Here is a 25,296-nt window from a genome sequence, read left to right as displayed (position 1 = left end):
AGGATTCAATTGTTGTAATTAGAGTCGCTTTATTTGTAACCGATGTGATTGCAAAAGCTGTTTTTGTAATTGTTTTGTTAATTTGGCGTGAATTTACCCCTTTATTTTTTATTGATATAGGGAAATAATGAAAATAATTAATTCCAAAATTGGCATAATCAAATGCGAGCAGACGATTTGATCCTGTTTTCACAGGTAGTAGAGCTGGGCAGTTTTAGTAAGGTGGCAGAGCAAAATAACCTTACAAATTCGGTAGTTAGTAAGAGAATTGCGCGTTTGGAAGAAGAGATTGGCGTGCAGCTATTATATCGAACCACGCGTAAATTGACGCTTACCGAGGCGGGTAAGGCAATGTTACACGGAGCCAAAAATGTGAAGCAGGCGGCTCAAGAGGCTATGGACGCAGTTTCAGGCTTTGGTGAAAATGTTAGTGGTCATATCAAAATGTCAGTGCCTACTATCTCCGGAGATTTGATTCTGGCAGACGCTGTTGCCGAGTTTTGTAATATGCACCCAGGTTTAACGGTCGATATGTCTCTTAACAATCGCTTTGTGGATCTGGTTGATGATGGCCTCGACTTAGTGATTAGAACCGGCTACTTGGAAGACTCCAGCTTAATTGCCCGTCATATCTTGGACTCTCAATGGGTGGTATGTGCTTCTCCGTCTTATATCGCCAAGAATGGTAAGCCGATGCAGCCCAAGGATTTGGTTGAGCACAATTGTCTGCAATACGCTTATCAAACAACGGGTGCCAGTGAGTGGCAATTTCTGCATAGTAAAGATGGCTTTACTGATAACGATAAATACATAGTGCGCGTCTCGGGCTCTTTTTCTACCGATAATGCGACGGCATTAAGAAAAGCCGCGTTGGGCGGTCATGGGGTCGCGTATGTACCGCGCTGTTTGGTTTATCACGACATTCGTAACGGCCAGCTGGTGGATATATTCCCTGATTTAGTCGGCAAGAAGCTCGGTATTTATGCGGTGTACCCCTTTACGCGCCAGCCACCGAATAAGATTAAGTTATTGATTGAACACATCAGAACGCGTTACCTGACGATTTCACATTATTTTTAATAAGGATCACGATGAGCTATTTAAAAGAGTATCAATATCCAGTCACCAACAAACAGATCGTCAGCGATGACTATTTTGATCACATAATTGAAGACCCTTATCGCTGGTTAGAAGACGACAGAAGCGACGAAACCGCGCAGTGGGTGGCGAGCCAAAATGAGGTCACGTTCGATTACCTTGCTCAAATCCCGTATCGCGCAGAACTGCGAGAGCGATTAGCAAAAGCGCAAGACTACAAAAAGAGCTCGCAGCCGTTTGTACGAGGTGAGTACACCTATTTCTATAAGAACGATGGCCTGCAGAATCACAGCATTCTCTATCGTCACAAAGAAGGGCAACAAGAAGAAATTTTCCTAGATCCGAACACTTTCTCGGAAGATGGCACCACATCACTGGGTTCGGTGTCGTTTTCGAAAGATTACAGCCTAGTGGCGTACAGTATTTCAGAGGGTGGTAGTGACTGGCGTAAGATCTTTGTTATCGATACCGAGACTAAACAGCAGCTTGAAGCCGAAATCACCGACGCTAAATTTACCGGCATTTCTTGGTTGGGTAATCGTGGCTTTTATTACTCTAGTTACGATAAGCCAGACGGTAGCCAGCTTTCTGCACGTACCGAACAGCACAAACTTTACTTCCATGAGTTGGGTACAGAACAAGCTAGCGACAAAGTGGTTTTTGGTGAGAATAATGCCGAGCAGCACCGCTATGTGTCGGGTTACACCACCGAAGACGACCGTTACTTGATCATTCTAGGTCGAGAGTCGACATCGGGTAACAGACTGTTCTATATCGATTTAAATTCACCTGAACAATCGCTGAACACGCTGATTGATCATGTGGATAGCGATACGTACCTCATCGATAACCAAGATGAAGTCTTTATTTTATACACCAATCTCGATGCGCCTAATGGCAAGGTGGTGAGCTTTGATACTCGCGATAGGAAATGGCTCGATATCATTCCTGAAAAGCCACAGCCGTTAGATATCAGCACTGGCGGTGGTTACTTGTTTGCTCATTACATGGTCGATGTGGTGTCTAAGATTGAGCAGCTGGATTACCAAGGTAGCCTAGTTCGTGAAATTCATTTACCTGGTCTCGGAACGGCCAGCGGCTTAGGTGGAAAAAACGAGCAAACCCAGCTTCATTACACCTTTACCAACTATGTAACGCCGCCAACGATTTTCTCTTTTGATGTTGAATCTGGAAGCTCTGAAATCTACCAACGCTCTGAGTCTCCGTTTGAGTCGGATCAATTTGAGTCTAAACAAGTCTTCTATACCTCGAAGGATGGCACCAAGGTTCCGATGCTTATCTGTTATAAGAAGGGATTAGTGTTAGATGGTAATACTCCAACCATGTTGTACGCCTATGGTGGCTTTAACGTTAGCCTAACGCCTTCTTTCTCGGGCACTGTGGGCAGTTGGCTAGAACTGGGTGGCGTATATGCGGTGCCAAACTTACGTGGTGGTGGCGAATACGGTAAGGCGTGGCACAAAGCCGGTACACAACAACAAAAACAGAATGTATTTGATGACTTCATTGCTGCTGCGGAGTTCTTAATTGAAGAGAACTACACCAGCAGCGATAAGTTAGCGATCCGCGGCGGTTCTAACGGAGGCTTGTTGGTTGGCGCTTGCATGACACAAAGGCCTGAGCTGTTCCAAGTGGCTTTACCTGCGGTTGGGGTGTTGGACATGTTGCGTTACCACACATTCACGTCTGGTGAAGGCTGGGCGTACGACTACGGCACGTCAGCGCAGAATAAAGAGATGTTTGAATACCTGCTTGGTTATTCTCCGGTTCATAATGTGGTGCGCGGCGCGGATTACCCTGCGACATTGGTTACTACAGCCGATCACGATGATCGCGTGGTACCTGCTCACTCTTATAAATTCATTGCAGAGCTGCAAGATAAGCATGAAGGTGGCGTGCCAGTGATGATCCGTATTGACGTCAATGCAGGGCATGGGGCAGGTATGCCGCTGAGTAAAGCTATCGACCTCACTGCTGATATCTACGCATTTACCCTGTTCAATATGGGAATTGAGTCTCTAGATTCATTGTAGCGAATACTTGATTTTAGATAACTGGGTATTTAACTCAGACCAAAAAGCCTCAAAATCTGCCTTAGATTTTGAGGTTTTTCATATATATGAAAACCAATCAAATTCACACCTCGTTCTCTTTGCTTTTCGACACTCTTTTCCGTGATAGCCGCCACCATTACTGATGAAATGAAAGCGATTTCAAGCTGATATTTTACGCATTTTTTACTATAACCTGTTGATCTGAAATCAGTAGTTTTCGTCATGGATTTTCTAAAAGTTTCATGGCATTTAAGCTGATTTATCAGTGTGAACAGCGACCAACTTTTCAACTCTTTCATTGCTTAATATTTCCCTGTTCGATGAAAACTCAAAAAAATAATAGGGAAATACAATGCAAAAATTTAAGCTTTTGCCAATAACGGTCGCAGTGGCGGCATCGCTTGCTTCACTCTCTTCTTTTGCTGCTGATACTAATATCGAAGCATTAGAAAAACGAATCCAAGAGTTAGAATCTAAGGTTGTTGAAATTGATTATGTTAACGATCAACAGCCCGCAGTTTTAACAGCAGAAACTAAGGTGCCAGATGGCATCGTCTTCTCTGGTTATGCTCGTTACGGCGCTCACTACAAGAGCGGTGATGAGCGTTACGTAGACATCGGTACAACAGGTCGTTCTGTCGGTCGTTTGGGTAACGAAGCTAATGGTGGTGAGGTTCAGCTAGCTAAGCTTTTCCAAGCTGACAATGGTGCGATTTGGGACATCGTATTCATGGCTGACCACTGGGAAGCAGACGCTTGGGCTGACGACGGCGGCCTGAGTATGAAAAAAATGTACGCAGGTGTAACTAACGTATTTGAAAGCCAACCAGAACTTTATATGTGGGCTGGTCGCGACTTCCATCAACGTCCGCAACAAGGTTTGAACGATTACTTCTGGATGACACACGATGGTCAAGGCGCTGGCTTTAACAACCTAGATTTCGGTGGCGCGAAGCTAGATATGGGCTTTGTAGGCCAAGTGAAAGGCGGCCTCGTCAATGATAATGGTCGATACGCTGTAACCGCGAAGCTACACAGTATTGACGCAGGTATTGGTAATCTGGATTTTTACGCGAACTACGGTTTTGCATCGAGCGAAGCGGATACGTCTACGACGACTGAGTACGTATACGATCCAGTGACAGATTCAATGCAGCCTGTCGTGACTCAAGGACAAAAAGTCAGTGATGAAACGGCCTACCTAGTAGGTGCAACATTAGGCTTGGGTGAGTCTAACAAGTTGGTTGTTAAGTACGGTGACGGTGCCGATTCATCGGTATATGACCTTAAAGGTGATTACCAGACTTTGTATGCAAGTGTTGAGGGTAGCTACGCTGCATCTGAACAGTTCATCATTGATTACTTAGTGTCTTACAAAGACAACTCTGGCTCAGACTTAGATCGTGAGAATACTGAATACGCGGGTATCGTTCGTCCACAGTACCAATGGGATGATGTTCACTCTACATGGTTAGAAGCTGGCTACGGCATGGTTGATTACGATGACGACGGTGAAGAGAATGCGTGGAAAGTAACGCTGTCTCAAAACGTTTCTCTAGGTGGCTTACCTTGGAGTCGTCCAATGCTTCGCTTCTACACAACCGTGGGTGATGTAGAAACGAAAGGAAACACAGTGAAGACAACCAATGTTGATACATTGTCGTTCGGCGCAATGTTTGAAGCTTGGTGGTAATCACAAGCTAGAAACAATAGCTCTTTGAATTAGGCATATTTTCAAAGAGCCATACTTTCGAATATCCATGCTTTTTAAGAGCATACGTTGAAATACCTATGCTTTTAAAGAGTAAGTAATACTGTCCATTTTAGCCCTAAAGGCAGATTGATTAGGGCACGTTTCAATTAACTCCATTCTTGGGCACATTTTTGTGCCCTTTTTTTCGCCACTAGATCAAGGAATAACGATGAGACTTTCTTCCATCGTGTCTCGAGTTTATTTAGGTTTCTTCACGCTGATCGTAATCATGCTTGGTAGCGCATGGTTGAGTATTAGCAGTAACAAGAACATAACCACACATATCGAAACCATAACTCAACAAGCCACTCCTTTAATGCTCCAATCCTCCACGCTCACCATTCGTTTTTTGGACATTAATCGCAGCACTACTCCCTATTTATCCGCCAACTACATTGATGAGCTCGAACCGCTGAAACAAACCGTTTTGAGTAATATCGAGCAATATCAGCAGCAGTTAAATTGGTTTGATGGCAAGGCTGAATCGGGCTCACCACTTGAACCCATACTCCAAAATATTGAAGAAACGGGCGTTGCCACCATCAATAAGATAGAGCAGTCCTTGAACTTATACGTCTCTTATTTGGATAGTAAAGATCTCGGTTCGATGGATCAGGAACAATTTCAATCTGTGGTAGGACAACTCAATAACACCTTGGTTAATCAATTGGCGAGTACGAGTTCGGGTAACACGCAAAAAGCGGTAGAAGCCTTGTTGGTTCAGTTGAGTTTGATTGCCGCAGAAGCGAATGAAGCTTTCTCTCTGCAAACGTCATCGGAGGTTCGTGGTGTTGAGCGTCGTCTACAAAGTCGTAAAGAGCGATTCGAACAAGCTGTATCAGATTTGGATAATCTGGACTCATCTTTGTTACGCCGCAGTAAACAGTCTTTATCACTGCTCGCTTCACATGTATTTTCAGCGCAAGGATCTGTGTCAACGCATATGGAAACCGTGAAGCTACATGAGAGCATTGCTCAGCAAAGAGTGGAGATCGAACAGCTCATTGATGTGCAGTTAAGCCATTTTGATGAGCTTTCTATGTACGCGGAAGACACGGCTAAACGTTTATATAACGAGTCGATGGACTTCTCTCATCAAGCACTCTTGATGCAGGCCATCATTGCTATTGGGTCGGTTTTTATTGCGCTGCTAATCGGGCTGAACATTGCTAAAGGGATTCGCAAGCCAAGTAAATTACTGCAAAGTGCACTAGACCAAGTCGCCAAAAAAGACTTGAGCGTGATGGTTCAGTATCAAGCCAATAATGAATTTGGTTTGGTGAGCGATAAAGTCAATTTGGTGATCAGTCACCTGACCCAAATGATTGACAACATGCGCCACTCCTCAACACGTTTAAAGGAAGCTTCCCTTGAAAACCAAAGCACCAGCCGTTCTCTGAGTGAAGCGATGCAAGAACAAACCAATCAAACGGTGATGGTAGCGACAGCGATGGAACAAATTGAGTGCTCAGTGACGGAAATCACTCAGGCGGCCAATCAAACTCTAACGCTAGTGACCGACGCGGTATCCAGTTCCAGTGATGGGCAAAAGACCATGGATAAAAGCGTTGAATTGATGGGCAGCTTAGAAAATAAGCTGGCGGAATCAACGGCGACCATTGGTCAGCTTGAAAGCGAAAGCGCCAGTATTGGGTCCATTCTGGATGTGATATCTGGGATCTCTGAGCAAACCAATTTACTGGCGTTGAATGCGGCAATAGAAGCGGCGCGAGCTGGAGAGCAAGGGCGTGGTTTCTCTGTGGTTGCGGATGAGGTTCGCGTGTTAGCGGCCAAAACTAATGCTTCTACACAAGAGATACACAACAAGATCGAGCAGTTGCAAACTAGCTCTAAACTGGCGGTTGAACAGATCAATCAGTGCGTGGTGGGTATGGTTCAATGCGTAGAACAAACCGGCGAAGTGAATCACTCGATATCGACGGTGTCTGATCTGCTTAATGAGGTTGAGCAAAGGAGTCATCAAATCGCGACCGCGACGACAGAGCATCAAGTCGTTGCCTCTCAAGTCACTCAAAATATCAGTCAGATACACACCTTGGCTGAAGATAACTCGCAACGTTCCCAAGTGCTTTTTTCCCACGGTCAACAGCTTGAAACCATGTCGCAACAGCAATTCTCATTAACTCAAGAGTTTAAGTTAGCGGAATCATCTAATCACCAAGATTAGAGCCAGTTAATTTCTTCCATGATTTCACGCCCAGCCTTCCGCTGGGCGTTTTCGTATCTGGTTTTTTGATGAAAAGGCTTTGAGCTAAAAATCACCGTGAAATGTTCTCATACAATTTCGAAAGGCCATTGAAATAACAAGGTCACTTTCCCCGTGTATATTGCCGTCAGCTGCGGATTCATCATCAAATGACGCCTTCAAAAAATGGATTTAGGCGGACTTGTTTGATCTGACGAACAAGTAACCAAGCACCATATTGATAATATGAACAATAATCCCATGAAACAGTTTCATGGTGTGAAGTTAATCTGTAAGCGCTTTCATGATTTCCACAACTGGCCTTTTTACCTCCAACTTTAGTGTGATGACACTCACTTCAACTAAAACGTAATTTCTTAATAATCGTTTTGTAAGCGGTTACAAGCTAATGAAGTATCGAGGTTCGAGTGGCAACAATTAAACACGTATCAGAACATGCAGGTGTGTCTCAGGCGACAGTGTCTAGGGTTATTAATGGCACTAGCAGAGTCAGTCATGACAAGAAGTTAAAGGTTGAAAAAGCGATCAAAGAATTGGGTTATCGCCCGAACTCTATCGCTCAAGCCTTGGCTTCAAGTCGTACTGGTAGTGTGGGTGTTGTTGTTCCAGAACTTGGCGGTTCTTTCTATTCAGGCATTTTGCATTGCATAGAAGAGAACCTACGCCGCTTTGGTTACCACGCTGTGGTTACAGCGGGTTCGAATACTGAGCAAGGGCAACGTGAGTCTGTGGAGTTTCTGTTGGGGCGTCGTGTTGATGCTTTGATTCTTCATACTCAACTGCTCAGTGATGATTATTTAATTGAATTGGAAGAACAGGGGACCCCTGTGGTTTTAATTAACCGCTTCATCCCAGAAATGGCGATGAGTTGCATTGATATTGATAACGAAGTCGGGGGGCTACTCGCTACTCAACATCTTTTGCAAAAGGGACATACAGATATCGCGTGTATTACCGGGCCTTTAGATAAAGCAGATGCTAGGGGGCGTTTGCAGGGGTATCGAAAGGCCTTGGAAGAAGCGGGTGTGCCATACGATGAAGCATTAGTCTCGGAAGCGGGCTTTACTGAAGAGACGGGCATCAGTGCTATGAAGAAGCTGATTAATCGTAAGTGTCATTTCACAGCAGTATTTGCTTCGAATGACCACATGGCATTTGGCGCCTTCGAGGTGTTGCATCAAGAGGGACTGTCTGTTCCTAAAGATGTATCACTGGTGGGCTTCGATAACACCATCTTCGCGCGCTATCTGACCCCTAGTTTGACCACCATTAATTTCCCTATTGAAGAGATGAGCGTTGAAGCAGTACAGCTCACTCTACAGAAGCTAAAAAAAATAAAACATGACGTGAACTTTAAATTGCTGCCGACGTTGGTCACTAGAAACTCGGTATCGGATTTACCAGTTACCCTATAAAAATATTAAGGATAGAACATGAAATTTAAGACCTTAGCGCTTTCATGCGCGGTTGCTTTAGGATTAGGTACAACAGCTGCAAATGCAGCAGACAAAGAAATTCGTTTCGACGGTTTCCCTGATTTCGATAGCAGCCTGAAGGTATTACTGCCTGATTTCGAAAAGGAAACGGGGATTAAAGTTGATTACCTTATGAACAACCACGGTGACCACCACACGAAACTCACAACGAACCTTGCAACGGGCTCTGGTGCCGGTGATGTGATTGTTGTCGACGTTGAGAAAATTGGTCCATTTGTTGGCTCTGGCGGCCTAGTTAACCTGTCTGAAAACTACGGTGCAGATAAATACGAAGAACGATTCGCACCTTACGCATGGGCACAAGGCAAAGGCGCTGACGGCGATATGTATGGTATCCCTGTCGACCTAGGTCCAGGTGTTATGTACTACCGTACCGACGTATTCGAAAACGCAGGTATTGATGTAGAAGAAGCAATCAAAGATTGGGATTCATACATCGCTGCTGGTGAAAAACTGAAAGAGCAAAACGTACAACTTATCGCTTCGGCAGCCGACGTGGCACAAGCGATTATCTTCACGACCGTTCCTGAAGGTGAAGGTCTGTATTTCGATAAAGATGGCAACCCAGTGGTTACATCAGAGCGTTTTGTTCACGCTTTTGAAGTAGCAAAAGAGATTCGCGACAAAGGCTTAGACGGCCGCATTCTGGCTTGGTCTAACGAATGGTACGAAGGCTTCCGCAACGGCACATTTGCAACTCAACTTTCTGGCGCTTGGCTTCTTGGTCACCTAAACAACTGGATTGCTCCTGAAACTAAAGGTAAGTGGGCAGTAGAAAACCTACCTGATGGCATCTACGGCAGTTGGGGCGGTTCATTCCTATCTATCCCAACTCAATCAGAAAACCCAGATGAAGCTTGGGCGCTTATTGAATACATGACGACGGATCGTGAAGTACAGCTAAAACACTTCGAAACGATTGCTGCTTTCCCTGCGAACATCACCACGTATGACGATGAGCTTTTCCAAGAAGAGATGGAATTCCTAGGTGGGCAAAAAGCTCGTCTACTGTTTGCTGAAGTGGCACAGAACATCAAACCAGTATCTCCAGCACAAGGCGACCACGTTGCACGTTCTATTATCTTAGAGAACGCTTTGATGGAAGTACTTGATGAAGGCAAAGACATCAAGACAGCGCTTAAAGAGGCTGAGCGTCTAATCAAGCGTCGCACGCGTAATCTTTAATTTGTTTTTACTTTAAGTAAGTGAGGAAGCGTGGATAACGCGCTTCCTTTTTAAGAGGTCGTTACTATGAATCATACAGCGAGCACAACGATAGAACCTGCGGACAAAAGCCTTTTTTCTCGTCTAAATTTGAAAGCGCTTACACCGTATGGATTTCTTCTGCCGTTTCTGATCATTTTTTCTGTATTTGGGATCTTCCCGCTGTTGTTCTCTGTTTACCTGTCGTTCCACGAGTGGAACCCGGTAAGAGGCATGGATGCGATGGAGTTCGTTGGTTTTGAGAACTATCACATTGCTTTAACGGACCCATGGCTATGGCGTTCATTGAAGAACACGCTTTGGCTAGCGATCACTTCGGGCGTGGCTCAGCACTTAGTCGCTATTCCAGTGGCTTACATGTTGGTTTCAATGGGTGACCGTATGCGTCACTGGCTAACATCGGCGTACTTTCTACCGTTCATTACATCAACGGTCGCAGCGTCACTGATTTTCTTCAATATGTACTCTCCTAACTCAGGAATTATTAACCAAACGCTAATGGCGCTGGCCGATAGCACGCTGTTTGGTTGGGCATTCGCTTGGGTTAACGATTTCCAACCAATCCGTTGGTTAGACGATGCCACTATGGTGAAGCCGTCTATCGCAATCATGGTTTTCTGGAAATACACCGGTTTTAACATCGTCCTTTACACCACAGGTTTAATGACGATTCCTAAAGACATCTTAGAAGCTGCACGTATGGATGGTGCCAATGCCTTCCGCCGCTTCTGGAACATTTCACTACCAATGATTCGTCCATTCATCTTCTTTGCTATCACGATGACCATCATCGGTAACCTGCAAATGTTTGAAGAACCGTTCGTACTAACACGTGGTACAGGTGGTACTGGCCAATCTGGTTTAACTATCTCGATGTACCTCTACAAAGTGGGTTGGGAATGGCTAGAAATGGGCACAGCATCTGCTATCTCGTGGTTACTGTTTGCACTCATCGCGACTTGTACATTGGTTCAATTTTTACTCTTCGGTAAGAAAGGCTTAGGGGAACATTAAGATGTCGACATCAATTAAGACAAATACCTCACCACTAAGTGGACTGATGCCAAGCGAACGCAGCATGTACATTCTGACTAAGATCTTGATGGTCATGTTAGGCATCTTACTGGTTGTTTCAGCGCTGATTACAGTCTTTCCATTTGTGTGGTCGGCACTGCTATCAACTCGTGACCGTTCTGAGATTTTCGGTACGGGCATTAGCTTTGCGATTGGCGATAGCCTGGCGATTAACTACGCCAAATTGCTTGAAATCATGCCGTTTTGGAAAGCGATGTTTAACTCGATTTACGTGGCTTTCTTAGGCACCACCATCTCGCTGCTGTTTTGTAGCATGGGTGGCTACGCGTTTGCTGTGTTTAAGTTCCGCGGTAAGAACGTGTTGTTCGGCATGCTGGTTGGCTCAATGGCGATTCCGCCTGTGCTTAGCTTGATCCCTTACTTCATGATCGTGAAATTCTTAGGCTTGTTGGATAACCACATGGCGGTATGGCTACCGTTCACCACGACACCATTTGGTATCTTTTTGATGCGTCAGCACGTGATTGCATCGATTCCAAAAGAGCTACTTGAAGCAGCGAAATTGGATGGTGCTGGTGAGTTCAGAACGTACTGGAGCGTGGTACTGCCACTGATGAAACCAGCACTAGCAACACTGGCTATCGTTCAGTTCGTTTTCTTCTGGAACATGTTTATGCAGCCTCTCGTGGTGCTTAACAACCCAGATAATTACGTGATTACACAGGCGCTACGAAGCGTTCAAGGCATTCCGAATACGCCATGGGGCGCGGTAATGCTAGGCACCACAATTTCTATTTTACCGCTCGTGATTACTTACTTGTTCGCATCGAAACAGATGATCAGTGGTTTAACGTCCGGCGCAGTCAAAGGTTAGGTTTAAGGGTTATAACAATGAATAAATATCAACTTCCAAGTGATTCAAAGTTACGCAGTAAGGAATTTGTATTCGGTGTCGCGACATCTTCATACCAAATTGAAGGCGGCGTTGAAGAGGGCGGTCGTACACCGTCTATCTGGGACACTTTCTGTAAGACGCCGGGCAAGGTCGATAACGGCGACAATGGTGATGTGGCGTGTGACCACTACCACTTATGGAAACAAGATATCGAGATGATTCAAGGTTTAGGCGTTGATGCTTACCGTCTCTCTATTGCATGGCCGCGCATCCTGCCACAAGACGGCGTGGTGAACCAGCAAGGCCTAGAGTTTTACGGTCAGATCATCGATGAGTGTCATGCTCGTGGCATGAAGGTATATGTGACGCTGTATCACTGGGATCTTCCGCAATACCTTGAAGACAAGGGCGGGTGGCTAAACCGAGAAACGTCTTACAAATTCGTAGAATACGCAGAAGTGGTGAGTAAATACTTTGGTGACAACATCGATGTGTACACAACGCTGAATGAACCGTTTGTGTCTGCATTCCTAGGTTACCGCTGGGGCGAACATGCGCCAGGTATCAAGGGCGAAAAAGAGGGCTACCTAGCGTCTCACCACCTAATGCTGGCACACGGTTTGGCAATGCCGATCCTTCGCAAGAATGCACCTCATGCTAAGCATGGTGTGGTATTCAACGCGACGCCAGCTTACCCGCTGACGCCACAAGACCAAGCGGCAGCCGACTACTGCGAAGCAGAGAACTACCACTGGTTCATCGACCCAGTATTAAAAGGCGAGTACCCACAGCTGGTGGTTGAACGCCAAGCGATGAACATGCCTATGATCCTTGAAGGTGACTTAGACATCATCAGTGCTCCTGTTGATTACATCGGTATCAACTACTACACACGCAATGTCGCTCGCTTCAACGAGAATGGCGACATCGAATCGGTGAAACAAACTGAAGCTGAACACACTTACATTGGCTGGGAAATTAACCCACAAGGTTTAACCGATTTATTGGTAAGACTGGATGCTCGTTACGAAAATATGCCACCTATCTACATCACCGAGAACGGTGCTGCAGGCAACGACGAGCGCGTTAATGGACAAGTGATGGACGACCAACGAGTTCGTTATTTCCAAGGTCACATCGAAGCGGTTCACAACGCCGTTGAAGCGGGTGTGAAAGTCGACGGTTACTTCGCTTGGAGCCTGATGGATAACTTTGAGTGGGCATTCGGCTACTGCCAGCGTTTCGGCATTGTCCATGTTGACTACACCACCCAAGAAAGAACATTGAAACAGAGCGCAATTGCGTACCGAAATATGCTGCTAGAGCGCGCTGAGGAGAACAGATAATGGCTAAAGTAGAATTTAAGAACATCAAAAAATCATTCGGTGATGTTGAAGTCGTCAAAGAGTTTGATTTTACGGTTGAAGACGGTGAGTTCGTGGTTTTCCTTGGCCCATCTGGCTGTGGTAAATCGACAACGCTACGCATGCTTGCTGGCCTTGAAAGCATCAGCTCTGGCGATATCGTGGTTGGCGGCAAGTTGATGAATAAAGTCGACGCGAAAGACCGTGACTTAGCGATGGTATTCCAAAGCTACGCACTGTATCCGCACATGACGGTGTACGAGAACATCGCCTTTGCTCTTAAACTGAAGGGCATGCCAAAAGCTGAAATCGACGTAGAAGTGCTAAAAGCGGCGAAAATGCTGGAGCTTGACCCACTACTCAACCGCAAGCCAAAAGAGCTTTCTGGTGGTCAGCGTCAGCGTGTGGCAATGGGTCGTGCGATGGTTCGTACGCCGAAGGTTTTCTTGTTTGATGAGCCGTTATCTAACCTCGATGCAAAACTTCGTGGCGTGATGCGTGAAGAGATCAAACACCTACACCGTGAACTAAAAACCACAACGATCTACGTAACCCACGATCAGATCGAAGCAATGACACTGGCGGATCGCATCGTGATCTTGAAAGACGGTTATGTTGCTCAAGTTGGTACACCAACTGAGGTGTTCCAGCGCCCTGCAAACAAGTTTGTCGCGCAATTCATTGGTAACCCATCAATGAACATGTTGGAGGCAAAACTGATTGAAAAAGAAGGCAAGTACCTCGTTGAAATCGGTGATGTTCATATCCCACTGCCTGAGCGTTTTAAGTCTCTGGCGTCTAAGAATCTAGCGCTGCATTTTGGTGTTCGTCCAACGGACATTCACCTACGTGCCGAGCAAGTTGACCACGACCGCGTGCTGCCATTCCCTGTGAAAATCAAAGACAAGGAATTACTGGGCGCGAGCATTCTTCTGAAAACAGAAATTGGCGGTCAACCGCTGATGGTTGAAACCCAAGCGGCTGAAGTGGATGTAAAAGATCTGACGCTTTACTTGGATCTGGATGCTTTCCACTTGTTCGATGCTCTGAGTGAGAACTCGCTAGCGAGCTAGTTAATTTGCAAGAGTCAGTTGATTCGCAAGGGCGAGTGAGAGAAGCCTGACTCAAACGGCTAAGTCAGCGATTGAGCTGACACCAACCAACTTACGAAAAATTGTTTTGGCTCCTCCTTATTTGGGAGGGGCTAGGGATAGTGATGATGAAATTCGGATATTTTGACGATAAAAACAAAGAATACGTAGCAACCACGCCGTGTACGCCGATCAAATGGTGTAACTATGTCGGCACATTAGATTTCGGTGGCATTGTCGATAGCAACGGTGGTGTGCTGTTGTGTAAGGGCGATCCTGCACTCAACCGCATCACTAAGTACATTGCTCAATTGCCAAACTCAGATTTCAAAGGCTCGACCATGTACCTCAAGGTGCGTGATGAAGCAGGCAACGTAGAGGTGTTCTCACCGTTCTACACACCCACTCTGAAGCCGCTCGATAAGTTTGAAAATCACACGGGTTTGTCATACACCACCATCATTGCAGAAGCCTTTGGTGTGCGTTGTGAAGCGACTTTCTTTGTACCAAAAGCTGATCAAGTACTGCTACAAGACATCAAAGTCACCAACATTTCAGACAAAGCACTGCACGTTGATGTGGTGCCTGTTTACGAATTCACGCACTTCGATGCGCTTAAACAGCTACTCAATGCGGACTGGGTTCCACAAACCATGACGCTGAAAGCGCACCAGCAAGAGTCGGGTCACACCGTGCTTGAGCAGTATGCTTTCATGAAGCGTGACTACGCGGTGAACCTGATGACAGCGGATCGCCCTGCGACGTCTTTTGATGGTGATCGCCAATCGTTCCTAGGTAATTTGGGCTACGGTACATGGGCAGCGCCAGAAGCACTAAACAATGATGAATTAGGCAACACCGAGTGTTTGCGTGGCGACAACATTGGCGCACTGAACCTGCGTCTGGGTTGGTTATCTCCAGACCAGACCGAACGTACGATTGTACAAATCGCGCAAGAACAGAGCCTAGAAGCCGCATTGCCTCTATTGGCTAAATATCGTGACCATCAAGTGGTCGATTCTGCTTTCGCTGAACTGGCTGAACATTGGGATGGTTACCTACAAGCGGTTCAGGTTGAAACGCCAGATCCGGCAATGAACTCGATGCTGAACGTACATAACCCACGTCAGTGTCACACAACCAAAAACTGGTCTCGTTACCTGTCTCTGTACCAGCTTGGCTATGGGGCTCGTGGCATTGGTTTCCGTGACTCTTCGCAAGATACGTTAGGCGTAATTACTCACATGCCAGAAGAAGCGCGTGAGTTCATTGAGCGTCTGTTATCTGTGCAAAACACCAACGGTTTTGCGATGCACCAGTTCTTCCCATCAACCATGGAAGCGAACGCGGGTGACTCTCGTGAAGAGGAAGATCGCCCTGATTACTACGGTGATGATCACCTGTGGATCATCTACGCGGTGACTCAATATGTGAAAGAAACGGGCAATGCAGACTTCTTGAATAAAGAGATCCCGTTCTATCAAAAAGACAAAGCGGGTAACCCAGTTGAAACGGGAACGGTTTGGAACCACCTGTGCCGCGCGATTGAATTTACTTATACCAATACTGGTGAGCACGGCCTACCGCTGTTAGGTTTCGCTGACTGGAATGACACGGTGAACCTGCCAACGGGTGCAGAATCGATGATGGTGGCTAACATGTACGGCAAAGCACTGCTCGATATGTTGGACTTGTGTGAGCTGCGTGGCGAAGTGCAACTGACAGCTAAGTTTAACGATCAGTACCAACAGATGCAGAGCACAGTCAATGAGTGCGGCTGGGATGGCGAATGGTTTGTTCGTTACTTTGATGAGCAAGGTTTGCCAATTGGCTCTCATAAAAGCGAGCAAGGGCAGATCTACACCAACGGCCAAAGCTGGCCTGTAATCTCTGGTTTCGCGACTCAAGAACGTGCAACGCAAGCGCTAGATTCGGTTTACAACAAACTAAACACCACCAATGGCATCAAGCTTTCAACTCCTGGTTACAACGGCTTTGATCCGCAGCTAGGTGGTGTTTCAACTTACCCACCAGGTGCAAAAGAGAACGGCGGTATATTCCTGCATTCCAACCCTTGGGTGATGATCGCAGAAGCGAAAATGGGTAACGGCGAACGTGCTCATGAGTACTACCGTCAGATTAATCCTGCTTCTAAGAACGACGACATCGATACCTTTGAATCTGAGCCTTACTGCTACCCACAAAACATTTTGGGTGATGAACATAAGCAGTTTGGTTTAGGCCGAAATGCATGGCTTTCAGGTACTTCATCTTGGACATACGTTGCGGGTACGCAGTGGATTCTGGGTGTTCGCCCTGAAGTGGATGGCTTGCTGGTGGACCCATGTATTCCGGCGGATTGGCCTGAATTTAAAGTCCGTCGTCAGTTCCGTGGTGCGACTTATCATATTCATGTCACTAACCCGAATAACGTGTGTAAGGGCGTGGTTGAGATGAAGGTCAACGGTGACCTAATTTCAGGTAATAAAGCGCCAGTGTTTACCTCTGGTGAGCACACCATCGAGGTGATTTTAGGTTAACAAAGAGAAGGGCGCTTTATGCGCCCTTTATTGCTTCTTTAGTTTGGTTCTTTCGTTGCAGTTGTTTCGTTAGCAATGCGTTCTCCGGGGGCTGATTTCGCACTCAGCGGTTACTTTGGTTGCCTTAGTTGGGTTGATAGGTGGCTTGGCATTGCCAGGTAAAGATTTGAGATTGGTTCGGGCTAAGCGTTAATAAGCCAATCTGGTTATTGAATGCATCCGCTGGGCATGTCATTGGTTCTATTGCAATACTTTGCTCGCTAGTTGGCGTGTAAAGCTGAACGAATGGGTAGCTTTCATCTTGTTGGTAGCGAATTGCGGCAGACGAATCTGAGCGCGTAAACGCAAGTTGGTTGGTTGTCTTGGAATCAAATTCAAAGCAGTGATTTAAGCTTTGATTGGTGAGTGAATCGTCCAAAGACAAACGGTCAAAAGCGTGTTTTTCACCATTGGGTAGGTCGTTTTCGTGTATGACCTCAGAGCAAGGCGACATAGCGAGTCCGCATTGTGCTAGTTCAGTGCCGAGTGAGAAATAAGGGTGCCAAGCATCACCGAATGGGAATGCAGAATCACCAAGATTAGAAACGGTCGTTGAGGAAGTGAGTTTACCCATGATATCGATAGTGAAGGTGACTTCAAGGTTGAAAGCAAACGGGAAAGCAGGATGTAAAGACGACGTTTGATATTGCAACGTCACACTGGCGGATTCTTCAGTGGCTACGCTGTTTGTGATTGAAAAAGGTTGGTTGTAGAGCAGGCCGTGTACGGCGTGATCAGACCAAGGAAAATTAGCTGGGAGTTGATGGTTTTGGTTATCGAAACTGTAACGACCTAAGTTTAAACGGTTTGGAAAAGGGAATAATTTAGCACTGCGGGAAAAGAACGGATGTTGGTTGATCAGTTCATCATAATTCTGATAACCACAAATAAAAGAGAATGGACTGTTATTTACGATATATTTATTAATAACAGCACCAAATCCATTGATTATTTGAAGTTCTATACCATGTTGGTGGTTTATTAATGTGACAGAGTCAAGATTTCCAAATTTTTCATTTATAATTTTAAACATGTTGATGTCTCCATTTTTAAAAGATATTAACAAGAAGAAAAAAATATTCAATGGCGGTTTTAAAATGAATAATAAAATTCCATATACGAGCTACTCAGGAAATTCAGAACACTTGTGTAAAAAAGGTGATGCAGTTGAATTTATTCAACCTTGGTACACGCCAATTTCGACTACACCAGAAAATACCGGTATGGCAGTCGGCGGAATTGGTAACACATTTACACTCACACCAAACGGCAACACGCCTAACTTCAGCTTTATTCCGGGAATCTTTGTCGATTGTTCAGAGCAAGTTATTAATTTTAATGATTTTTATGCGTCAGTGATGAATGTGCCAACCATCGACACGCTGCAAGTTCTTAATGAACAAGAGCTAAACGTTCACCTGAACTTCTATCCTGCTTTGTTTGATGGAAAAAAGATTGAAAGTAGAGAAATGTCGAATGCGATTAGTCTCATTCAAACAGCATTAAAAGATGGTCGCTTCTACCAAGAAAATAAAACTAACTTTACAAAATGGAACGTTGAATTTTCAAATAAGACTCAATTGTTGATTGAAGAAGATTCATCTTCAACTATTTGTCAATTATATGTAGCCTTAGATTTCTTTAATGGTTTATTAATAAATGATACAACGAGATTATTATCACTTACTGCGGGTGATAATAATGATATGGATAATATCAATGGCCGTGATATAGATAGTGTTAATGGCAAGGATATAGAATATCAAGCTTTGTATCCATTAGCTGAATATAAATACAGTAGCTTCGAAGATATTAATATAAAGCGTAAGGTCGTCTCTCCGATCGTTAAAGAGAACAAACGCCTTTGCTCTTTACCGATGCACTGGAATCACTTCGAATTAACCAATAATTCATCGCAAACACGCGTGATTACGCTTGCTCAGCCTCTACAAAACTTGATTGGTTCAACCTACCAAAAAGGCCGTGATGGTATTCAGGATTCGGCATGTACCTTGTCTCAAAATCCGATTGCTCAGCAGCATGAAGTGGTTAACTTAAAGGGTGAAAGACACAGCTTTACGGGTGTTCAATTGTCTAGCCAATCGCCTTATCAAAGCGATATTGAAGGCGAAGTGGTGTTTGGTGTTCAAGCGGATAACCATTTGACTGAATCTGGTAAGGTTTCGATTTCTGTCAAACCAACGCTTTATACCTCTAAGACAGCTCAGCAAACAGAGTTCGCACTGAAAACAGGCCGTACCAACGCGGAATTCCAAACAGGAATTTACACGGGGCGTGAAGCATTGAGCGCATTGGTGGTGGTTCAGGTTGAATTGGAACCTGGCGAGTCTGTTGACCTGCGTTTTGCACAGGTGATGGCTCACAGCAAAGTCATGCTTAATGGTTGGCACTCAGATAAGGCTTACACGCAATTCTACCCGCAAGTAAAGCCTGCATTACCTATGTTAGAAGACATGTTGCCTAAGCTCGAAGCCATTGAGCAGCAGATCGTCGAACAACAAACAACTTTCCTAGAGCAAGCTCAAAGCAAGATATCACAGCCTGATTCTGCACTGCGCTATGCGACGATGGCGATGAATTCATTGTCGTTCTTAGCCGAATCAACGGTATGGGATAAGGAAGATAAGTTCTTGGTGAAAGAGTGTGTCGACTACCCATTCTTTAACTCTCTGGATGTGTACTTCTATGGCTCATTCTCGCTGCTTTATTTGATGCCTGAGCTTGATGGCTGCGTGATGAAAGAATTCTCGAAAGCCATTTTGGCGGAAGACTTTACCGAGCGCCGATACTGGGAATACGAAGCGACGCCTAATGCCGAATTGATTGATGACAAGTACCAAGGTGTGCGTGCCATTCGAGGTGCGGTAATCCACGACTTAGGCAGCCCATTCGACATCCAGCCCGATGCTTATAGCTGGCACAACGTGAAAGAGTGGAAGGACTTAGCGCCGAAATACATTCTGATGGTGTACCGCCATTACCAAAACACCCAAGATATCTCTGTGGTTAAAGAGTGCTGGCAAGCAGTAACTGAAAGCATCGATTTCTTATCGAATTTGATCGCTGAAGGTGACGATTTACCGCTAACCCGAGGTACAGACGATACCTTTGATAACCTAGCTTCTCATGGCATTTCAATTTACTGTGCGAGTCTTTGGGTTGCTGGCTTGCAAGCGGCGAGTGAACTTGCACAATTGATGGGTGAAAGCGAGCGGGCTAACGGTTACTTAACACGTTCTAAAAAGGCGTTGGCAACCGTTGAGCAAAGCTTGTGGGATGACAAAGAGGGTTACTACCACTTCTTCGTGACGCCAGTTCAGGCCAAGCATCTAACCGGTGCGGGCTATCAAGCTCTGGAAACCTTAGGTCTTTCATTGACTGGCGATGCGATTGCTGACAAGAACACGCTCAATACCTATCTCAATGAAACGGATACTTCCATCAGCATCAGTAAGGTATCTCAAAGAGTCTCTAAGAAACGCTTGCTGAGTGAGACGGCGCCACAAGCCTTTACTCAAGAATACTTAGATTTAGTGCCAGATTCTGACAACAGTTTTGGTGATGCCTTGTTGGCCGACAGCTACCTAAAGCTCATCGGCTTAGACGGTATTTTCCCGCAGGAGAACATCCAACGCGCATTGGACTATGTTTATAAGCACAACTTCGAAATTAATAGTCCTAAGTTGGGTGTTGCGAATATGACGTTAGCCGACGGTTCACCGCATGAGGCATTTCAGGCTCAAGATGTGTGGATTGGTGTGCAGTTTAGTGTCGCAACGGCGTTGAGTCTGGCAGGTAAAAACCAGCAAGCAGAAACATTGATGGATACCGTGTATACCGCACTCTATGACTATTCAAAAATTCCATTTGCAGCGCCAGAAGGGTTCAATTGCTCTGTGTCTGTCTATGAGAAAGATCTTATAGAAGCATTTAAATTGACGCAAAATGATGCGAAAAACTGGCTAAGTGTACTTAAATTTCAAAACTGTGTGCTGTCTGACGGTCGGATTAATCCAACCTTGACGAAAGATACTGATAATTTTGTTAAAATGGTGAGCGGTGAAATTCCGTTAGAAAAGCTGGCAGGCTTACACAAATGGTTACTGAGTACTGGCTTGAAATATACGGCTGGTCGCTACTTTAGACCGGGGATGATCTTCGCCTACTTGTATTAACTTAATGACACGATTTTCAGCTAAAGCAGTGGTATGCAGGTTGAAACTGATGGGGAGCTTAAAGCTCCCCGAATGTCACTTGATTAGGGATTCGAGATGCGCACTAAAACAAAAAAAACAACAGTATACGATGTAGCAAGACTGGCTGGCGTTTCTCCCAGCACCGTGTCTCGCTTCCTTAATCGAACCACTTATGTGTCTGATGATAAAAGCCAAAACATTGAGCAAGCCATTAAAGACACGGGCTACAAACCTAACTTCCAAATGCAAGAAAACACCAACCGACGCTCGCTCACTATTGGTGTCTTGGTGCAACACCCTGATAGCCCCTACACCAGTCGTATCCTCAACGACATGGAAAAAACGCTGATCGCTCAAGGCTACTCATTAGTGATTGCGACAGGGCATTGGCAGAAAAAGTTAGAAATGCACGCGTTGGAGTATCTCGCAAAAAGTAACGTGGATGGCATGATCATCGTGACAGGAAGCATTACTCAGGAAGAGATTGCTAAGTATGCACAAGATATCCCTATCGTGATGGTTGGCTACGATTTTGTTGAGAATAACGTCCGCTCCATCAACATTGATAACGTGTTGGGCGGCTACATGGCAACCTTACATTTACTGCAACAAGGGCATGTGAATATTGCTCATATTAAGGGGCTTTCAAGTCAACCTGATTCGGGAAATCGCTTTGAAGGCTATAAGAAAGCACTTCAAGAGGCGGGTATTAAAGTGATGCCAAAACTCGTTAAACAGGGTGATTTCAGTAGTGAGTCTGGCTACGAGAAAACGGTAGAGTTGATTGAATCTAAGGTTCACTTCTCCGCCTTGTTTGCTGCAAATGACCAAACGGCTTACGGTGCGATTAAGGCGCTGTCTGACCACGGTTATAAAGTGCCTGAAGATGTTTCAGTGATTGGCTTTGATGACTTGCCGACGTCTAAGTATTTCACGCCAGCGTTAACGACTTTGAGACAGCCTATTGAAGAAATTGGAGAGGTATGTGCTCAATCGATTTTGAATCTGTTATCTGGCGAGCGGCATGAAGCTCGACTACCACCCATTGATTTAATCGTCAGAGAGTCGACCAAGTCATTGTATCGTTAATTTCAAGACAAGCCTCAAGGTGTTGCGCCCGTGATGGTTCGTATTGATGTCAATACGAACCATGGTGCAGGAATGCCGCTCAGTAAAGCTATCAATCTCACTGCTTATATTTACGCGTTCACATTGTTCAATATGGGGCTGGTGAGCTAAAACACTTCTGCCCCATTGTGTGTTCACTTCGATGAGTGAACTACATCGGCAATCTATTTTTACAATACATAAACTAATGGTTAGGAAAAGGCCCGACACCTTTTCTTTCTTCACTCTAGGTAGTCAGCATATTTAGATAGTATGGACAATAGGATAGAGTCAGACCATACTCCAGTCAAAAAGCTCATCGAAGCGATTCAAGATCTTTAAAGGTTACGGAGACTGAATAAGAGTCAATTTGATTGTTGGTTACTCTGTGACCGGGGGGAGGTGAGAGTGCACGAGGGGTCAGCGTTTTTGAATGAACTCTTCAATACCTTTACAGTTGAAGTATAAAATGAGGCGGCCAAATAGCCGTCCCAGACACACCATCTGACTTGTTTATCCACTCATTCCTTTAAGCCAAAAATTAATTCAATCTCATCATCAAGTCTTCTGCCCGTTGGTATAAAACCAAGCTTTTGATAAATAGAGAGCGCATTGCCTTTTTCTTTATCCATCGTGGTCAGGGAGACGCCTTTTAAACCGGTAATGGAAGCGTATTTCTTACTGAAGTTAATCGCTTGACTCCCCAATCCTTTTCCTTGGAAACGATGGTCAATCATGACGCGCCATACATATAAATGCTCCTTTTGAAAGTGTTCATCGTGTGTGTCCAGTATTCTAGGGTCAATCAGAGAGATTAGCCCCGCAGGTTTATTGTTTAAGTAAATACCATAGTTGATACTATCGTCGTTAAAACTGGCTTCTGCAAGCCACTCTGCGTTGTTAGCAATGAGTTGTTTTTGAGACTCTTCCACTGAGAGATCAATAATGTCATTGATAATGGTATTGTTTATTTTTAAAAAGCTAATTTTATTCATGCTTATTTACCTTGGGTAGGTGTTTCATTAAAAGTAACTGGCCAATGTAAGGATCTTGATAAGCTAATCTTGAGTTATCAAAATGGTAATGTCGCTTTTGCTCCTGTCTTTTAACATAGACTCTTCAAGTATCTTATAGATCTCTTTATCTGGCGCATATTAGAACGCGCCAATTTTTTTAATTAAGGTATATGTATGTCTTAATTAAAAACGATGATGGAAGTTATTGTTTCCTATTTTGTCTGCCCCCATGACAGAAATATTAGTTCCAAGCGTTGCCCACGATGATTCAAAAAGAGGGTACGTATAGTATTTTTACAATAGTGCCGTCACAAAACCCAAAACAAACTCCCTGATAGAATGCTGACGAGTGTGATTAAAGATAACTTTAATGTGTTCTCAGCCAGCTACATTTTGTATATCACTTATCAGCTAAAATGGTGGCCAATATCTTATCGCCTTTGCATTCAACACTGACGTTCATTCCATTGACGAGTGCTCTCTCATTAGGCGCACTTGTTCTCATATCGAGTCCACTTGTTTAAATTTGGACAACTAGTTCGGTAAGCGTTAAAGAAAGAGTGCTGGTTACCCTGAAGTTTTAGTGTAGGCCAAATCTTGATGTTATCGAAGATGGCCAATCACAATGCAAAAATAGACACAGCCCTGGAATATTGAAGCTAATGTTATCGAAAGCTTTTCTGCACTATTTTTTTAGTTTGCGTAATTGGTGTAGCCAAACTTAACACCAATGATACGAACCGCCATATAAGTTTTAACTCATACCATTTGACGTATTATTACGGAATCTTTTGTCTATGACAGTATGACTTTGTAAGTAAAATCATTACATAATGAAAGCGTACTTATTAAGTTGCCAGTTCAAACCTTGATGTATTGTTTTCATAAAGTTCAACGTTAATGTCGGTTTTATCTAATAGTCATAAGATGTTGCTCCTAATGAATTGATAGCAGCGTAGCTTCTTACGTCTAAAGCGGGACTGTATTGGATAAACCTGTGATAAAAATACAACGATTCACAAAAATGCTGTGCTTGGCCGACATATCACTCAGATTGACATCACTCATGGAAGTTGATTAAACGACTTTATATACTTGTAGTAATTCATTGTTTACTAAATTAGTAAAATCACTGACACGCTTTTGTCCAGAGGCTTCATAGAGCTGAAATTATACACGTGGCACTTTTCTCTCAAAGTGCCTGCTAGCTAAGATCTGCCCCATTGTTTGTTTCGCTTCTAAATACGTTCCAGATCGGCAGCTAATTTTGACATACTAAAAGTAATGCGCGGCAAAACGCAAGATGTGACCCTATTGTCTTCCCTTTGTTTTAATAACCTTATAAAACACAATGGTATAATACCTCCGAATTATTCTGTTAAACTACACCTGAAATTTTTAATCAGGAGTGATAATGCCTCAATCAGCATTCGCAAATTTACCCCCGCTACCATTTCTAGTGATTTCTGCATTACTAGCTGTAGTGCTTTTTATCTTTATTACTCGACTTAAATCTACAAAACAAGAACTGGAAGATTCCAAACAGGAAACCAAAAAGGCTTCTCAAGCACTTGCTGACTATGAGATGCAATATTCTGGCATCATCAACGTGGATAAAGAGATTGAGGTTCGAAATCAAGCATCCAAATTACGCCAAGACGAAGCCAATGCAGTTTTTCTTGAGGTCACAAATGATATTGAGCAACTCAAGTCGAGTTACAAAGAAAAGAAAGGCATATATGACTCACTCATCCATAAAATAGGTATTTATGACGATGACGTTGAGTTGCTAGAGCTAGGCTTCTACGAACCACACTTTGACTTTGACACTGCGGAGCAATTTAAAGAGAAAGTCCGCGAGTGCAAAGAGCGTCAAAAAGACCTTCTTCGCCTGAAGGATGCCTCTGGAGCGATTTACTGCACTACTGAGTGGACGGTAGGTAACTCAAAAGTCGAAGGTAAGAAGATGACTGACCGAGGCATTAGACTCACAGCTCGCGCATTCAACAACGAATGTGAAGCAGCCATCGCCAACTGTACATGGAAAAGTGTCGTCAAGATGGAAGCGCGAATTAATAAAGCTTTTGAAGCAATTAATAAGGGCTTTGTTGCGTAATTC

General features: G+C 44.5%; 16 protein-coding genes and 1 pseudogene. 14 read left to right on the top strand and 3 right to left on the bottom strand.

The features are described 5' to 3' along the window. The first annotated feature begins 162 nt into the window (after window positions 1-162). Together AACT19_RS20790 and AACT19_RS20785 are read left to right on the top strand one after the other, a co-directional pair. Window positions 163-1,080 carry a LysR family transcriptional regulator gene (locus AACT19_RS20790; protein WP_017081288.1) on the top strand — a complete coding sequence of 306 codons (918 nt, stop codon included), beginning with the start codon at window positions 163-165 and terminating at the stop codon, window positions 1,078-1,080. 11 nt (window positions 1,081-1,091) lie between these two features. Continuing rightward, window positions 1,092-3,152: a prolyl oligopeptidase family serine peptidase gene (locus AACT19_RS20785; RefSeq protein WP_076648576.1), complete on the top strand. Its 2,061-nt coding sequence runs from the start codon at window positions 1,092-1,094 to the stop codon at window positions 3,150-3,152. A 29-nt stretch (window positions 3,153-3,181) separates the two neighbouring features. Here the strand turns inward: AACT19_RS20785 and AACT19_RS20780 are convergent, their stop codons facing one another. Further along, the gene (locus AACT19_RS20780; protein ID WP_076648574.1) at window positions 3,182-3,472 is read right to left on the bottom strand and encodes a hypothetical protein; all 291 of its coding nucleotides are present in this window, start codon (window positions 3,470-3,472) and stop codon (window positions 3,182-3,184) included. A gap of 53 nt (window positions 3,473-3,525) precedes the next feature. On the opposite strand from AACT19_RS20780, the gene AACT19_RS20775 reads away from it, so the two are divergent. From AACT19_RS20775 to AACT19_RS20735, 9 genes are all read left to right on the top strand, one after another. After that, window positions 3,526-4,866 carry a carbohydrate porin gene (locus AACT19_RS20775; RefSeq protein WP_076648572.1) on the top strand — a complete coding sequence of 447 codons (1,341 nt, stop codon included), beginning with the start codon at window positions 3,526-3,528 and terminating at the stop codon, window positions 4,864-4,866. A gap of 229 nt (window positions 4,867-5,095) precedes the next feature. After that, entirely contained in the window at window positions 5,096-7,114 is a 2,019-nt protein-coding gene (locus AACT19_RS20770; protein WP_076648570.1) for a methyl-accepting chemotaxis protein, read from the top strand. A gap of 446 nt (window positions 7,115-7,560) precedes the next feature. Next, on the top strand, window positions 7,561-8,568 hold the full coding sequence (locus AACT19_RS20765; RefSeq protein WP_076648568.1) for a LacI family DNA-binding transcriptional regulator: 1,008 nt from the start codon (window positions 7,561-7,563) through the stop codon (window positions 8,566-8,568). Window positions 8,569-8,586: 18 nt separating this feature from the next. Next, a complete protein-coding gene (locus AACT19_RS20760; protein WP_076648566.1) occupies window positions 8,587-9,834 on the top strand; it encodes an ABC transporter substrate-binding protein in 1,248 nt (415 codons plus the stop codon). 66 nt (window positions 9,835-9,900) lie between these two features. Beyond that, complete coding sequence (locus tag AACT19_RS20755; protein WP_009846152.1) at window positions 9,901-10,887, top strand: carbohydrate ABC transporter permease; 987 nt, start codon at window positions 9,901-9,903, stop codon at window positions 10,885-10,887. A 46-nt stretch (window positions 10,888-10,933) separates the two neighbouring features. Next, on the top strand, window positions 10,934-11,782 hold the full coding sequence (locus AACT19_RS20750) for a carbohydrate ABC transporter permease (protein WP_017077012.1): 849 nt from the start codon (window positions 10,934-10,936) through the stop codon (window positions 11,780-11,782). A 17-nt stretch (window positions 11,783-11,799) separates the two neighbouring features. Beyond that, window positions 11,800-13,149, top strand: a complete 1,350-nt coding sequence (locus AACT19_RS20745; RefSeq protein WP_076648564.1) for a GH1 family beta-glucosidase — start codon at window positions 11,800-11,802, stop codon at window positions 13,147-13,149. Next, on the top strand, window positions 13,149-14,240 hold the full coding sequence (locus tag AACT19_RS20740) for an ABC transporter ATP-binding protein (protein ID WP_076648562.1): 1,092 nt from the start codon (window positions 13,149-13,151) through the stop codon (window positions 14,238-14,240). Before AACT19_RS20745 ends, AACT19_RS20740 begins: the two co-directional genes overlap by 1 nt. A gap of 143 nt (window positions 14,241-14,383) precedes the next feature. After that, window positions 14,384-16,798 (top strand): GH36-type glycosyl hydrolase domain-containing protein, encoded by a 2,415-nt coding sequence (locus AACT19_RS20735; RefSeq protein ID WP_076648560.1) that lies wholly within the window; start codon window positions 14,384-14,386, stop codon window positions 16,796-16,798. Window positions 16,799-16,922: 124 nt separating this feature from the next. Here AACT19_RS20735 and AACT19_RS20730 read toward each other — a convergent pair whose 3' ends face one another. Further along, on the bottom strand, window positions 16,923-17,870 hold the full coding sequence (locus AACT19_RS20730; protein WP_076648558.1) for an aldose 1-epimerase: 948 nt from the start codon (window positions 17,868-17,870) through the stop codon (window positions 16,923-16,925). Between the two features lie 64 nt (window positions 17,871-17,934). Here AACT19_RS20730 and AACT19_RS20725 point away from each other — a divergent pair, with 64 nt between their 5' ends. Both AACT19_RS20725 and AACT19_RS20720 read left to right on the top strand, forming a co-directional pair. Next, on the top strand, window positions 17,935-21,033 hold the full coding sequence (locus AACT19_RS20725; RefSeq protein WP_076648622.1) for a GH116 family glycosyl hydrolase: 3,099 nt from the start codon (window positions 17,935-17,937) through the stop codon (window positions 21,031-21,033). A 96-nt stretch (window positions 21,034-21,129) separates the two neighbouring features. Further along, entirely contained in the window at window positions 21,130-22,143 is a 1,014-nt protein-coding gene (locus AACT19_RS20720) for a LacI family DNA-binding transcriptional regulator (protein ID WP_004732795.1), read from the top strand. Window positions 22,144-22,682: 539 nt separating this feature from the next. Here AACT19_RS20720 and AACT19_RS20710 read toward each other — a convergent pair. After that, window positions 22,683-23,156: a GNAT family N-acetyltransferase gene (locus tag AACT19_RS20710; RefSeq protein WP_004734802.1), complete on the bottom strand. Its 474-nt coding sequence runs from the start codon at window positions 23,154-23,156 to the stop codon at window positions 22,683-22,685. Between the two features lie 1,435 nt (window positions 23,157-24,591). Here AACT19_RS20710 and AACT19_RS20705 point away from each other — a divergent pair. Continuing rightward, window positions 24,592-25,278 (top strand): annotated as a pseudogene (locus AACT19_RS20705) (DUF4041 domain-containing protein); the annotation flags it as partial. Window positions 25,279-25,296 lie beyond the last annotated feature (18 nt).

The organism is Vibrio sp. 10N.222.47.A9 (genome assembly GCF_963872585.1).
GTDB classification, from domain to species: Bacteria; Pseudomonadota; Gammaproteobacteria; order Enterobacterales; family Vibrionaceae; genus Vibrio; species Vibrio splendidus.
Note: the sequence above shows the minus strand (reverse complement) of the source record. Positions and strands in the feature narration are given on the sequence as shown.

Bases quoted from the DNA above. Each gene is read 5' to 3' on its own strand.
- AACT19_RS20790 (WP_017081288.1), top strand. From the start codon at position 163: ATGCGAGCAGACGATTTGATCCTGTTTTCACAGGTAGTAGAGCTGGGC.
- AACT19_RS20785 (WP_076648576.1), top strand. From the start codon at position 1,092: ATGAGCTATTTAAAAGAGTATCAATATCCAGTCACCAACAAACAGATC.
- AACT19_RS20780 (WP_076648574.1), bottom strand. From the start codon at position 3,472: ATGAAAGAGTTGAAAAGTTGGTCGCTGTTCACACTGATAAATCAGCTT.
- AACT19_RS20775 (WP_076648572.1), top strand. From the start codon at position 3,526: ATGCAAAAATTTAAGCTTTTGCCAATAACGGTCGCAGTGGCGGCATCG.
- AACT19_RS20770 (WP_076648570.1), top strand. From the start codon at position 5,096: ATGAGACTTTCTTCCATCGTGTCTCGAGTTTATTTAGGTTTCTTCACG.
- AACT19_RS20760 (WP_076648566.1), top strand. From the start codon at position 8,587: ATGAAATTTAAGACCTTAGCGCTTTCATGCGCGGTTGCTTTAGGATTA.
- AACT19_RS20755 (WP_009846152.1), top strand. From the start codon at position 9,901: ATGAATCATACAGCGAGCACAACGATAGAACCTGCGGACAAAAGCCTT.
- AACT19_RS20750 (WP_017077012.1), top strand. From the start codon at position 10,934: ATGCCAAGCGAACGCAGCATGTACATTCTGACTAAGATCTTGATGGTC.
- AACT19_RS20745 (WP_076648564.1), top strand. From the start codon at position 11,800: ATGAATAAATATCAACTTCCAAGTGATTCAAAGTTACGCAGTAAGGAA.
- AACT19_RS20740 (WP_076648562.1), top strand. From the start codon at position 13,149: ATGGCTAAAGTAGAATTTAAGAACATCAAAAAATCATTCGGTGATGTT.
- AACT19_RS20735 (WP_076648560.1), top strand. From the start codon at position 14,384: ATGATGAAATTCGGATATTTTGACGATAAAAACAAAGAATACGTAGCA.
- AACT19_RS20730 (WP_076648558.1), bottom strand. From the start codon at position 17,870: ATGTTTAAAATTATAAATGAAAAATTTGGAAATCTTGACTCTGTCACA.
- AACT19_RS20725 (WP_076648622.1), top strand. From the start codon at position 17,935: ATGAATAATAAAATTCCATATACGAGCTACTCAGGAAATTCAGAACAC.
- AACT19_RS20720 (WP_004732795.1), top strand. From the start codon at position 21,130: ATGCGCACTAAAACAAAAAAAACAACAGTATACGATGTAGCAAGACTG.
- AACT19_RS20710 (WP_004734802.1), bottom strand. From the start codon at position 23,156: ATGAATAAAATTAGCTTTTTAAAAATAAACAATACCATTATCAATGAC.